The 13041-nt window shown below is 68.3% G+C and carries 12 protein-coding genes; 6 read left to right on the forward strand and 6 right to left on the reverse strand.

The window, feature by feature from the left end:
* Window positions 1-196 precede the first annotated feature (196 nt).
* Both OG194_RS22375 and OG194_RS22380 read right to left on the reverse strand, forming a co-directional pair.
* Entirely contained in the window at window positions 197-550 is a 354-nt protein-coding gene (locus tag OG194_RS22375) for a hypothetical protein (protein ID WP_327402597.1), read from the reverse strand.
* A gap of 129 nt (window positions 551-679) precedes the next feature.
* Entirely contained in the window at window positions 680-1021 is a 342-nt protein-coding gene (locus OG194_RS22380) for a hypothetical protein (RefSeq protein ID WP_327402598.1), read from the reverse strand.
* Between the two features lie 304 nt (window positions 1022-1325).
* Here OG194_RS22380 and OG194_RS22385 point away from each other — a divergent pair, with 304 nt between their 5' ends.
* The 4 genes from OG194_RS22385 to OG194_RS22400 all read left to right on the forward strand — a co-directional run bounded on the left by OG194_RS22385 (window position 1326) and on the right by OG194_RS22400 (window position 3893).
* Window positions 1326-1811 carry a DUF6221 family protein gene (locus OG194_RS22385; RefSeq protein WP_327402599.1) on the forward strand — a complete coding sequence of 162 codons (486 nt, stop codon included), beginning with the start codon at window positions 1326-1328 and terminating at the stop codon, window positions 1809-1811.
* Window positions 1812-1860: 49 nt separating this feature from the next.
* Window positions 1861-2709, forward strand: coding sequence for an LppX_LprAFG lipoprotein (locus tag OG194_RS22390; protein ID WP_327402600.1), 849 nt, complete (start codon window positions 1861-1863; stop codon window positions 2707-2709).
* A gap of 119 nt (window positions 2710-2828) precedes the next feature.
* Entirely contained in the window at window positions 2829-3119 is a 291-nt protein-coding gene (locus OG194_RS22395; protein WP_327402601.1) for an Imm32 family immunity protein, read from the forward strand.
* A gap of 96 nt (window positions 3120-3215) precedes the next feature.
* Window positions 3216-3893: a hypothetical protein gene (locus OG194_RS22400; protein WP_327402602.1), complete on the forward strand. Its 678-nt coding sequence runs from the start codon at window positions 3216-3218 to the stop codon at window positions 3891-3893.
* 67 nt (window positions 3894-3960) lie between these two features.
* Here the strand turns inward: OG194_RS22400 and OG194_RS22405 are convergent, their stop codons facing one another.
* The 4 genes from OG194_RS22405 to OG194_RS22420 all read right to left on the reverse strand — a co-directional run bounded on the left by OG194_RS22405 (window position 3961) and on the right by OG194_RS22420 (window position 10333).
* Window positions 3961-6474, reverse strand: a complete 2514-nt coding sequence (locus OG194_RS22405; protein WP_327402603.1) for a carbohydrate binding domain-containing protein — start codon at window positions 6472-6474, stop codon at window positions 3961-3963.
* A gap of 206 nt (window positions 6475-6680) precedes the next feature.
* The gene (gene dgoD, locus OG194_RS22410; protein WP_327402604.1) at window positions 6681-7826 is read right to left on the reverse strand and encodes a galactonate dehydratase; all 1146 of its coding nucleotides are present in this window, start codon (window positions 7824-7826) and stop codon (window positions 6681-6683) included.
* 154 nt (window positions 7827-7980) lie between these two features.
* Window positions 7981-8796, reverse strand: a complete 816-nt coding sequence (locus OG194_RS22415; protein ID WP_327402605.1) for an SDR family NAD(P)-dependent oxidoreductase — start codon at window positions 8794-8796, stop codon at window positions 7981-7983.
* Window positions 8797-9247: 451 nt separating this feature from the next.
* Window positions 9248-10333: a LacI family DNA-binding transcriptional regulator gene (locus tag OG194_RS22420; protein ID WP_327402606.1), complete on the reverse strand. Its 1086-nt coding sequence runs from the start codon at window positions 10331-10333 to the stop codon at window positions 9248-9250.
* A 363-nt stretch (window positions 10334-10696) separates the two neighbouring features.
* Here OG194_RS22420 and OG194_RS22425 point away from each other — a divergent pair, with 363 nt between their 5' ends.
* A complete protein-coding gene (locus OG194_RS22425) occupies window positions 10697-11965 on the forward strand; it encodes an ABC transporter substrate-binding protein (RefSeq protein ID WP_327402607.1) in 1269 nt (422 codons plus the stop codon).
* A gap of 190 nt (window positions 11966-12155) precedes the next feature.
* On the forward strand, window positions 12156-13028 hold the full coding sequence (locus OG194_RS22430) for a carbohydrate ABC transporter permease (protein WP_327402608.1): 873 nt from the start codon (window positions 12156-12158) through the stop codon (window positions 13026-13028).
* Window positions 13029-13041: the final 13 nt, after the last annotated feature.

Consider the following 13041-nt stretch of genomic DNA (forward strand, 5'->3'; position numbering starts at 1 on the left):
CGGCTGGTCCGAGGTCATGGCTGCCCCACAGCGACTCGCTGTCGGCCTGCAACGCTCCCGCCGTTCATACCCTCAGGGTGCGCTCATCAGGGCAGATACGCATCCGTGGTGTGTTGTACGGGCATGAACTGTAGCGCCCCCACTTGGCCGTCACACCGACCATCAGCAGCACCTGGAGCGGGGACGGATCGAACTCCTAAAGCGGTGATTCCTCGACCACCCGCTGCACGCCGGCGCAGGCCACCAGTGCGCTGGCGTCTTCGGTGAGGAAGAGCAGAAAGGTCCATGTCCGATCGGCGGAGTCGATCAGTCCTCCGCGCACCGGCCGACCATGCTCACGGAGGAGTTGCACCGCTCGTTCCAGCCCCAGAGGTTCGATGCCCCGCAGCCGCACACGCCGAAGGCGGCGTGCATAGACCCCGGCATGCCGTTCCGCGGGAACAGTCCCATCCCATACAACGTACGTGGCACCACCCTGGAAGGCAGCCAGGGCCGCCGCGGACGCCTCGTCGTCGCCGGCCAGCAGCCGCATCAACACATGACGCTCCATGGTCACCCCACCCCCATCGCGATCCTGCGGTACGACAGCGCAGCACCGCAACCGCGGCAGCCACCCCCGTCCGATGGTTGATCTATGGGCGGCCGCAAGTCCCGGCTACCGGTGATCAGTTGTGGCTGATCAGACGGGGATCCAGTCAGGCCACGACGGCGGAACGTTACTCGCGGGGCAGAGGCCAGAGTCGCCGGGATAGCCGTCCAGCGTCCCCCGGGTCGCGAAGAACCACCATGCCAACCACACCGTCGCAACAACCACCAGCAGCGTCGGCAGTGAGACGCGGACCGCCGTTGGCGCGCGAAGCACCAGACGTCGGCCGAAGGCCCTGGCCACGAGCCCAACGAGTGCTTCGGCTCCCACAACAAGCGGGAACAGGAAGTTGAGTTCGAAGCGTCCGCCGGCGTCGTAACCCGCGTCGCAGTATGCGCGCGCCCAGACGGTCAGCGACCAGGCGACGCCACCCATAGCAGCTCCGAACAATGCGGAGCCCGCCCAGGGGAGACAGGAGGTGGATCTCGGCTCGGCTGTGTGCACGACATGACACGACACCGAACGCACCATTCACGGTTCCGAGGTGGACGCGGGTGAGTGTCCACTGCGTGACAACGCCGACGGACAACGGCGCACGAGCGCGGACGCCTCCGGGCCATCAGCGCTCGCGAGCGGCGCTCCGCCCCCACAGTTGGAAAACGTGCTGGCCCAATACCCGAAGGTGAGCGACGGGCGTAAAGCGAGTACCGGCGTGCGGCCCGAGGTCGAGGATGTCGCCATGACCAACGACCTGGTGGAGTTCCTCAAGGCGCGCCTGGACGAGGAGGGCGACGTCGCCCGGCGCTGTGACGGGGCCGGATTCTCTACGGAGTGGATCGCGCACGGGGCCGCAGTCGACTTCGGCCAAGGGGATCCCACCGGCTTCCACACCGCGGTCGCGCGGCACGTGGCCCTGTACGACCCTGCCCGCGTGCTGCGCGAAGTCGAGGCCAAGCGGCACGTGCTGGACCGGCACGCGCTCAGCCCGGCCGAAGGTGATCCCGAGCGACCCTGGGACGACCGTGAGGACTGCCGGTTCGACGGCGAGCTGTGGCCGTGCGACGACCTGCTCGATCTCGCCTTCCCGTACCAGGAGCACCCCGACTTTCCCGAGCGCTACAAGCCGAGAGTCCAACCGCCCATCCGGCCGCCGAACGCGGCGCGAACACCCCCGACGGCCATGCCTCACAAGCCCCGGCACGCCTCGGGAAACACCCCGCGTTAGGCTCGCGGCCTGGCATGGATCTGCCATCCACCTTGGGGGGTTTGTGGGAATGTCCGTCCTTGTCTCCGTACCGCGCAGAGTGACGAGCGCGGCCTTCGTGGCCGTACTGCTCGCGGGGGGATCGGTTGCTTGCGGTGGAGGTGCCAAGAGCAACTCCGCCGCCGCCGATCCACCCGCGGTGACTCCTGCGGCGGCCGTGGCGAAGGCAGGGAAGAACGCCAGGGGCATCACGTCGCTCCACTATCGGATCAGCGGGACCGTGCCGGGGAAGGACCATCTGGAGGCCGAGGCCTCCATGAGCACTCAACCGCTGGCCATGAGCATGAAGATGACCGCTACGGCCGCCCAGGGTGGGAACGGCCGGCTGGAGATCCGGTTCGTCGACAAGGTGATGTACCTCGGCGGGAGTGCGGTGCGTCCCGAGAAGCTGAAGGGCAAGAGCTGGCTCTGGGCAGCGCCGGCCGTATGGGGACGCGGCGGAGTGGACAACCAGTCCTACGGCATACTGCCAAGTCAGCTTCAGGCAAGCCCAGTTGCGCAGTCCACGCTGCTGACCGGGTCCAAGGACCTGCGGCTGATCGGGACCGAGACGGTCGACGGCGCCAAGACCACGCACTACAAGGGGACGGTCAACAGCAAGGACCTGACCGAAGGGAGCCTCGATCAGTTCATACAACTGGAGGTCTCCGACCCGCTGACCATGGATCTGTGGACAGACGGCGACGGCCGCACCAAACAGTTCCGTATGCGGGCCCAGCACAATGACGACATGGTCGGCACCGGAGACGGGCCACTCGACCTGACCGTCACCTTCCTCGACATCAACCAGCCCGTGACCATCAAAGCGCCACCGGCCAAGGACACCACCCCGCTCTCGGCCGAGGCACCCAAAGCCTGAGCAGCACCTGGGCAAAAGAAGGTGAACGGCGCCCGCACCCAACCCGCCGCCCCACCACCACAGTTGGAAAGCCCGCGCCCCCGACTCCACATGGCTCCTTGGGTGAGCCACGCTTAGGCATGGCCATTGATCCCAGCGCTACTCCACCCACAAGCACTCACGTCACCGCGGTCACCGATGGAGTCACCGAAGTCTTCACGTGGGAGGAAAGCGCACGCATCGAGGTCCGCGACCTCGGCCGAGAGATCGTCATCGAGGCCAACTCCGCGGGGCTGAAGACCCTGGCCGGCCATCTCCTCACCCTCGCCCAGGACGGCACCCCGGACGGCGCCCATCTCCACCTGGAGGAGAACGACGGACTCGAAGAGGGGTCCGCGAGCCTCGTTCTGGAAAGGTGCGACGCCGAATGAGTCGATCCGAGCCGGAGCACCCGAGCTCGGAGTACAACTCACCGCCGCCCGAAATTCGTTGAGGGCCCGCACGGCCACCACCATAGGGTCCATCCCATGAGGAAACACCCATGGTTCGAGGTCGACGACCCCGACGACGACTGCGAGTTCACCGACGATGAGAGAGCCTTCGCCTCGGCACTGAGCGGGCACTGCATGGCCTGGGCTCCGGCCGATGTCGCCGGGGAAATCGGGCGCACCGAGGACTGGGAGGCGCTGCTCGCCTGGGTCGGCCTGTCCGACCGGGCGGAGCCCCGGCACCTGAGCCTGGTCGATCTGGGGGTGCGCCTGGTCGGTGACCGCGTCCGGGGCGATCGTCTGCACAGTCAGCTGTACACGCTGCCGGATCGGCCCCACGCGTGGGCACTTGACGCCACCGGATCGACGGACCAACTCGCCCGGGCCGCCGCCGACTGGTTCCGCACCGTCCTCGACAAGCCGATCGTGCTCTACGTCTGGCTCCACGAGGGCTACGCCTACGCAGCTCGCTACGCCTTCGCCGACAGTGGCGAGACGCTCTGCCAGAGCTACGCGAAGACAGTGGCCCCGCACGGCCAGGCAGCCGAGCTGACCGCGGCGGGGCACGTGCACGGCAAAGGGTGGATCCAGACCGTCGGCCTGCCAACTCCCAGCCTGTACTTGCACATTCGGGGCGACCTCGACAAGGGCAGCGTCATACCCGGAGTCCCGGCGAGGACCAAGCGCGGTCCCCTTCCAGGACCTTGGTACGAGTGAACACCTTCCCCGCACCGCCACGAACCCCCAGATCACAGACCTGGGGGTTCGTGCCGAACCGCAGTGATCAGGGCAACTTCACCACCGTGAAGTCGTCGCAATACCCCGCCGCGGAACCGGAGTTCTTGTAGCAGTACACCGACGCCGAGGTGTTGGAGACGCCCGTCGTGAAGAAGATCGGCTCCTGGGTGTACGTCGTCGTCGAGCCCCGCAGGTACGTCTCCGTACCGCCGAAGCTCTTCACGCCTACGGCCACCTCCTCACCGGCGGTGCCCACCTTCGCCCACGCCGCCAGCAGGTAACTGCCGCCGGAGGTAAGGCCGGTGACCGTCTGGATGGCGCCGCTCGCGCTCGCCCCCGTCTGCAACGCGTACGTGCCGGTGCGGGAGTTGGCGGCAGCGACGCTCGACGCCGTGCCCGCGCTCTGGGTCCACGGGGTCAGCGCGCCCGTCTCGAAGCCCGGGTTCGTGACCGCGTTCGTGGAGGAGGACAAGGGCTCGACCGCCAGGTCGTCGCAGTAACCCGCCCCCGTTCCACCGGCGTTCTTCCAGCAGTAGACCGTGGCCGTCGTGCTGGAGGAACCGGTCGTGAAGACGATCGCCGCCTGGGAGTACGAGGTCGAGGCCACGTTCGTGTACGTCTCCGTGCCGCCGAAGTTCTTCACTCCGATCGCCAGGGTTTCGCCGGCCGTCGCCACCTTGCCCCAGCCCGTCAGCAGGTACGTGGTGGAAGGCGAGAGACCGGTCAGGGACTGGTTCGCGCCGCTGCCGCTCGCCGCTGTCGTCAACGCGTCAGCTCCCGTACGGGAGTTGGACGCCGTCACCGAGGACGCCGTGCCGCTCGCCTGCGTCCACGGGGACAAACTGCCCGTCTCGAAGCCCGCGTTGGACAGCAGGTTGCCGCCGGTGCCGTTGTACGCACCGATGTTGGGGGCCGCCGTAGCCGACACCGTGTTGCCGTAGGCGTCGTAGCCGCCGTTGGACGCGATGACCGCGCCCGCTCGGATCACCGGGGACGACGGGTGGACCTGGTAGGCGTTCTTGCCTGTGTACGACGAGGACGTGTTCGCGTTACCCGCGTTGCGGAACTCCGGGTCCGACGTCACCTTGGCCGCGTCCGCGGGCTCGCGGGACGGGTGGTTGCCGTAGAAGAGGTTGTTGGAGAACGTCGAACTGCCGGTGGTGGTGAAGTAGTTGCCGGAGCCGTAGTTGAAGACCGCGTTGTTCTGGAAGGACAACGCTCCGCTGATCGATGTGCCTGCGCGGGAGTAGAGGATCGGGGTGCTCAGGCCGTCCCTCACCGAGAACGTGTTGTTGTAGAAGAGCGGGATCGCGGACGAACTGCCGCTCTGGTTCGGGACTCCGCCTACGAAGTGGAGGACTCCGCCGCCGTGGGTCTGGGTGCCTGACGTCGGGCAGCCGGAGTTGCTGCCGTCGTTCTCGCTGATGTTGTAGCGGACCACCGTGCCGTCGCTGGGGACCGTCGACGTGGGCTCGTTGGCGATGGTGAAGGGGGGCATCACCAGGAGGAAGCCGCCGAGGTTCTGGTGGCTGTAGTTGTACTGGAACGTGGTGTTGTGGTTGCCCCAGTCCACGTCGAAGCCGGTGCCGTCGGCGCCGTTGACGTGGCAGTAGACCTCGTTGTTCTGGACGACGGTGTTGCTGCTGCCGGACATCCAGATGCCGGCGGAGGCGCCGTTGCAGTACTGACCGGAGGGCGGGCAGGTCGACTTGGCGCCGCCGTAGCCCGCCTTGTTGCCGTCGATCAGGGCGCCGTCGTTCTTGACGACGAGGATGTCGTCCGCGCCGTCGTACGTCATCGTGTTGTTGCGGATGACCGTGCCGGTGGTGAGGCCGGTCCCCTGGCCGTCCGCGTCCGGGGTCACGGCGACCGCGATGCGGTCCACGTGGTCGAACGTGTTGTTCTCGACCACCACGTCGTTCCACGTGGAGACGGGTGTCGTGTGGTCGGTCTGGACGCCGACGCCCGCGTTCGTCGCGTACCAACCGCCGCCGTAGCCCGCGATGTTGTGGATGTACATGTCGTGGACGCGAATGTGGTTGAGGACGCCGCCGGAGCTGTTCTCGGCCAGGACGCCCGAACGGTAGGCGGGGGACGAGGAGTTGTCGATCAGCTCCAGGCCGCCTATGTCCCAGTACTGCTGGTTGAGGAGGTGGATGACCGCGCCCGTCGCACCCGCCGCGTCGATGATCGGCTTCGCGCCCGAACCGTACGACGCCATCGAGATGTTGCTGCCCGAGGCGCCTGAACCGCCGGGGGCGAGTTGGCCGGTGCAGGTGGTGCCGGCCTTGAAGAGGATGCTGTCGCCCGCGGTGAAGGTGGTGCTGTTGACGCTGCTGACCGAGTTCCAGGGGCTGGCGCTGGTGCCGGTGCCGTTGGAGGAGGCCGAGCAGTCGACGTAGTAACTCGTGCCGGCCGCCGCCGCGTTGGTAGCCGTGACGGGGACGAGCAATGCGCCCGTCACCGCTGCCAGCAGGGCCAGGACCTTTGAAGTCCTGGGCCTTGTGCGGGGGTTGGCCGGAACTGCTCTGCCGGGAGAACCGAATCTGCGACGCTTCATTGCGCGCTCCTTGGATGGGTGGATGTGTCCCTTGCCGCTGCGTGCGGCGAGATTCCCCTCTTCGCCAGGCGCGATGACCGGTTGCCGCCGGTGCGCCTGGAGCGTGTGGCGCTGTCCCGACGCCGGATTCGACGGCGTCGGGGCAGCGCGGAGCCAACGACCCGCTGCCTACGGGCCGTTGAGGTCGCGGGCTACCAAGCCACGGACTACCAACTCGCCAGTGAGCCGTCCGCGTTGCGCCACACCGGATTGCGCCAGCGGTGGCCGCGTTCGGCGGCGGCGCGGACCTTCTCCTCGTCGACCGTGATGCCGAGGCCGGGAGCGGTGAGGCGGTGGATGTAGCCGTCCTGGACCTCGAACGGAGAGGCGTCCGCGAGGTAGCCGAGCAGGCCGCTGCTGTCGCCGTAGCCGATGCCCAGGGACTGTTCCTGGATGAGGAAGTTCGGTACGGCGAAGTCGAGTTGGAGGCTCGCGGCCAGGGCGATCGGGCCGAGCGGGCAGTGCGGGGCTACGAGCACGTCGTAGGCCTCGGCCATCGCGGCGATACGGCGGGTCTCCGAGATGCCGCCCGCGTGGCTGATGTCGGGCTGCGCCACCGCGATGCCGGCGCCGAGGACCTCCCTGAAGTCCCAGCGGGAGAAGAGGCGTTCGCCGGTCGCGATGGGGATGGAGGTGGCGCGGACGACGTCGCCGAGGTCGCGGGTGAACTCTGGGAGGACCGGCTCCTCCACGAACATCGGCAACAGCGGTTCCAGGTACGGGAGTACGCGGCGCGACATCGCTCCGCTGAAACGGCCGTGGAAGTCCAGCGCCACGTCCCGGTCCGGGCCGATCGCCTCGCGTACGGCGCTCACCCGGGCCACGATCGCGTCGATCGCCGCGGGGGTCGCGAGCGGCTCAAGTTGCGCGCAGGGGTTCATCTTCACGGCGGTCAGGCCCTTGGCGACCTGGCCCGCGGCCGACTCGGCGAGTTCCTCGGGACTCTCGCCGTAGAGCCAGCCGTAGATGCGGACGCGGTCGCGGACGTGGCCGCCGAGGAGTTGGTGCACGGGGACGCCGTGCGTCTTGCCGGCGATGTCCCACAGGGCCTGGTCGATGCCGGCGAGAGCGCTGCTCAGGACCGGGCCGCCGCGGTAGAAACCGCCCTTGGCGAGCATCTGCCAGTGTTCCTCGATGCGGGCGGGGTCCTGGCCGATCAGGTAGTCGAACATCTCCTCGACCGCCCGGGCCGTGGTGTGGGCCTTGCCCTCCACGATGGGCTCGCCCCAGCCGGATATGCCCTCGTCGGTGTCGACGCGCAGGAAGAGCCAGCGCGGTTCGACGAGGAACAACTCGTATCCGGTGATTTTCATGCTGCGGACCTCCGGGTCCTACGGGTATGGGGCGTACGGGTATGGGCGTACGGGTGCGGGGCCTACGAGTGCGGATGCGGGCACGGCGGACTGGCCGTGGTCCCAGGGGTCCTACGGGTATGGGGTGAGGCTTCTCGTGGCAGCCGAGCCGGTGTCACTCCTGCGAACTGATGCTGCGACCGCCGTCCACGACCAGGTTCTGGCCGGTGATGAACGACGCGTCGTCCGAGCCGAGGAAGGCGACGGCGGCGGCGATGTCCTCGGGTTCGCCGAGCCGCCCGACCGGGGTCCGGGCCGCCGTCTGGACCCGGTACTCGTCCGGTGCGTCGGTCCACAGCCCGGTCTCCACCGCACCGGGCACCACCGCGTTGAACCTGATCCGGCCCGCGTACTCGACCGCCAACTGCCGTACCAGCGCGCTGACTCCACCCTTCGCCGCCGCGTACGCCGGGAATCCGCTGAAGCCGAGCACCGCGTGCACGGAGCCGGTGACGACGACCGCGCCGGCGCCGGCCGCGGTGAGCAGTGGTACGGCCGCCCGGACGCCGTAGAAGACGGAGTCGAGGGCGAGGCGGAGGTGCTCGTGCCAGGAGGTGTCGTCGAGTTCGTGGATCGCGCCGGGAAGGTTGCGGCCGGCGTTGAGGTGGAGGAGGTCGAGGCGGCCGGTCCACTCCTCGACCGTCCGCACCGCCTCCGGCCAGGCCTCGGGGTTCGTGACGTCCAGCCCCAGGTGACGCGCTCGGCCGCCCTTGGCGCGGACCTCGTCGGCCACCTTCTCGGCACCGGCCGCGTCCACGTCCGTGACCAGCACGGACGCACCCTCGTCGGCGAGACGCCGCGCGGTGGCGGCACCGATGCCGGAGGCGGCGGCGGTGAGGAGGGCGGTACGGCCGGTGAAGCGGGCGAGGCGGTGGTCGGGGTGACTGTCGCGACGGCTCTCGGGGTGACTCTCGGGGGTGGTGCGGCTCATGGCGTTCCTCTCGGCGTGACCGGCCCGTCCGGTCATCCGTCCGTCATCCGTCCTACGGGAGTGCCCTTCCGGGTCGGCCTACGGCTCGGGCCGACCAGTCCGGTCAGGTCGTGCGGGTCCTACGGGGGGTGCGGGTACTACGGGTCGTACGGGTCCAGCGGGGTCGGGCCGTCCTCGCGTCTCCGGGTCGTACGGGTCGTACGGGGTTCTGCGGGCCCGACCGCACTCGCGCACCCGGGTCCTACGGGTACTACGGGGCAGGCCGCGCTCACGAACCCAAGCCCTACGGGTCGTACGGGTACTACGGGTACTACGGGTACTACGGGTACTACGGGTACTACGGGTACTACGGGTACTACGGGTACTACGGGTACTACGAGGTCAGGCCGTACTCGCCCATCCGGGTCCTACGGGTACTACGCGTCCCACCCGGCCAACTCGCCCCGCCAGATCACGCAGATCCGCCAGACCCACCAGATCCGCCAAGTCCCACAGCCCCACCGGACCCCCGAGCCCCCGGCCGCGCCGTAGACCCCCGCAACACCAACCGCGGCTCGGTCGGCACCACCACATCCCCCGGCGGCTTCCCCTGGATCTCCGCGACCAGGGCGTCGACCGCCGCCGTGCCCAGTTCGTGCAGCGGCATCGCGACCGTCGTCAGTGGCGGGGTCAGGTAACCGGCGACCGGGAGGTCGTCGTTGCCGACCAGGGAGATGTCCTCGGGGATGCGCAGGCCGCGTTCGTGGATGGCCCGTGTCGCCCCGATGGCCTGGGCCAGCGAGCTGGTGTACAGCGCGGTGACCTGCGGCCGGTCCTCGGCGGGGGTGAGGAGTTCGCGGGCGGCGCAGGCGCCGCCCTCCTCGGTGAAGTCGCCGGAGGCGACCGGTGCCGCGACGAGTCCCAGTGCGGCGGCGTGCCGTAGGAACGCGTCCCGGCGGTCCTCGCTGGGGGTGATCCCCGAGGGGCCGGCGATGTGGCCGATCACCCGGTGACCGAGTGCGTGGAGATGGTCGAGCGCGGTGATGCTCGAACGCGCCACGTCCATCGTGACGTTGCGGCCCGAGTCCTTGACGGCTCGGTTGAGGAAGACGTGCGGAACCGGGTTGCGGCTCAGGGTCTCCAGTAGGGGGTGGTTCGGGCGGGCGGACGCGATCAGCAGGCCGTCCACCCGGCCCTCCTTGACCAGGTCGTTGAAGGTGTCGTCGGCCTCCTGGCCGTCGAAGTCCTCGGCGAGCAGGGAGAGATAGCCCAGTTCACGGGCACGCTGGTAGGCGCCGCGCGAAATGGTCACGTACGTAGGGTTGTTGAGGGCCGGCACCAGCAGGGCCAGGGCGTGGGTGCTGGCCCCGGCCAGGGCGCGGGCCCCGGAGTGCGGGCGGTAGCCCAGGGCTGCGGCGACCTCGTGGACGCGTTGTCTGGTCTCGGGGCGGACGGACAGGTCCTGCCGTCCGTTGAGCACCTTGGACACCGTCGCCTTGGAGACTCCCGCCTCCCGTGCGACGTCCACCAGCCGTGCCCGTACGGGCTGTTCAGCCACGCGAACCCTCCCTGTCAACGACGTTGTCGACCACTCTGCCAGCTGTACGAATCGTCCCCGACTGCCGCATTCGCCTGGGGTGTGGCGTTCGGCATGCCGTGTTGCGTTTGACCTCTTGACACCCTCTGGCGCCGCAACCTAGCGTTCGCCGAAGTCGTTGGTCAACCGGTTTCCTTCGATGGATTTCAGTGATATATCCATTCAGGCCCGGCAAACCATCATGGTCCTCGCACAGCCGACGGGACTCGGCGAAGGTGACGGACCGTCAACTTCCGTAGAAGAGCCTGCTTTCAAGCAGGTTTCGTAGAGAACCCCTGCAAGCACGACGAAATCGGCATGCGCCGATGATGGGTGAGGTGTGCAATGAAGCGCTCCGGGAGACTGCTCGCGGTCGCCACCACGGTCGCCGCCCTGGCGACGTCGCTCGCCGCCTGTGGCGGCGGGTCCGACTCGACCTCCGCGGACGGGACGGTCACGCTCCACGTGGAGGCGTGGAAGGGCGGCGGCGCGGAGCCGGCGAACATCGCCGAGATCAACAAGGCCTTCGAGAAGGCGCACCCGAAGATCAAGATCGACTTCAAGTACACCACCGCGGACCCGACTTACACCCAGAAGCTCCAGCCCGAGCTGCTCGGCGGCAAGGCCGGCGACGTCATCATGGTCGACGCGGACAAGATGAAGAAGTGGGGCGCCTCCGGCTACCTCGCGGACCTCTCGAACGAGTCGTGGACCAGCTCCATATCCTCGGCGGCGAAGCCGTTCACGCAGAGCGACGGCAAGACGCTGGCCATGCCGATGGAGCTGATCGGCATCGGTCTCTACGCCAACATGGACCTGCTGAAGAAGGCCGGGATCACCGAGGTCCCCGCCGACTGGCCGACGTTCCTCGCCGACCTCGCGAAGATCAAGAAGGCCGGGATCACGCCCATCTCGCTTCCGGACAAGGCGGGTTGGACCGGTAGCTCCATCTTCCAGGCGAGCGGTTCGACGACCGTCTACCAGAAGAACAAGCAGTGGGACGCGGACTTCCTGGCCGGCAAGGCCTCCTTCGGCTCGGACTGGAAGGAGCCGCTCGCCCAGCTCAAGTCCCTTGGCGACAAGGGCTATGTGAACTGGAAGAACGAGCTCGGCGTCGACGAGTGGTCGCAGGGCCCACAGGACTTCAGCGCCGGCAAGAGCGCGTTCTGGTACCAGGGTGCCTGGCAGGTCTCCAACATCAAGAAGGCCGGTTTCCCGGTCTCGTTCGCGCCCTGGCCGGGCGGTGCCGCGGGCACCAAGCCGAACGCGATGCTGTTCTCCGGTACGGCGTGGGGTGTCAACTCCCAGTCGCAGCACGCGGACGCCGCGAAGGAGTACGTCAAGTTCTGGTCGCAGAGCGCGAATCTGGCGAAGTACCTGGACGCCGAGCACGCCGAGTCCCCGTTCACCGGTGGCACCACGCCCGACTCGACGGAGACGACCATCTTCAACACCGCGTTCAACGAGGGCCGTTACCGGGTGCTGCCCTCCAACACCTGGTACGGCACCCAGGCGGAGACGGACACCGGCTCCAAGATCCAGTCGTTCCTGCTGGGCCAGTCCGACGCGGCGAAGACGCTGAAGGACATCCAGACGGCGGCATCCGCCAAGTAGCCGCACTGGTCGGGCAGTTGCGCTGCCCGACCCGTCGAACACCGGCCGGGTGACCAGACCGGCCGGATGATCGAGCCGGCCGTACGGGCCGCCGCAGCCCGCCACCTCCCGTCTCGCTCGCCCTCGTTACGCCCACTCCCGTTACGCCCACTCCCCCAAGGGGCCTGTCGGCCAAGGAGGTTGATCCCCCGTGTTCCACCGACGGCGTGCCACCATGGCCGCCTTCCTGCTCCCCGCGATCGCCGTGTACGCGCTCTTCATCCTGTATCCGCTGTTCAAGGGCGTGTACTTGAGCTTCACCGACAGCGTCGGCGGCCCGATCTCCCACTTCGTCGGCACGGACCAGTACAAGGCGATGGCCGACGACCCGCAGGTCTCCGCGGCCCTGTGGCACACGGTCCTCTACGCCGTCGTGGTCGTCGTCGTACAGAACGGCCTCGGGCTGCTCTTCGCGTCGATGCTGTTCCGCCGCCCGCGAGTCCGAAAGGCCCTGAACGTCGTCCTGTTGACCCCGACGCTGATCTCGCCGCTGATGGCCGCGTTCATCTGGTCGTACCTCTTCGCGCCGAACGGCGGCCTCAACGCGCTGCTCGACGGGGTCGGCCTCGGCGCGCTCAAGCACGTCTGGCTCGGCGACCCGTCCACGGCGCTGTACTCGGTCGCGACCGTCAACATCTGGATGTTCACCGGCTACTCGTGCGCGATCTTCCTCGCCAGCTACCTGAGCATGCCCACCGAACTCCTGGAGGCCGCCGCCCTGGACGGCGCGAGCGGCTGGCGGCGCTTCCGCAGCGTCGAATGGCCGCTGCTGGCACCGGCGTTGACCGTCAACGTGACGCTCAGCCTGATCGGTTCGCTCAAGGTCTTCGAGTTCCCGCTCGTCCTGACCAACGGCGGCCCGGCCGGCGCGACCGACACCCTGACCCTGCTCGTGTACCGGAACATCTTCGGCGGCGGGAAGTTCGCCTACGGCGTCGCCCTCGCGGTGCTGCTCCTCGTGACCGTGGTCGTCCTGTCCAGCGCGACCAACTCCCTGCTCAGGCTGCGCGAACGGCGCGTGTGACGCCGTACGGACG

The organism is Streptomyces sp. NBC_01288, from assembly GCF_035982055.1.
GTDB lineage: Bacteria > Actinomycetota > Actinomycetes > Streptomycetales > Streptomycetaceae > Streptomyces.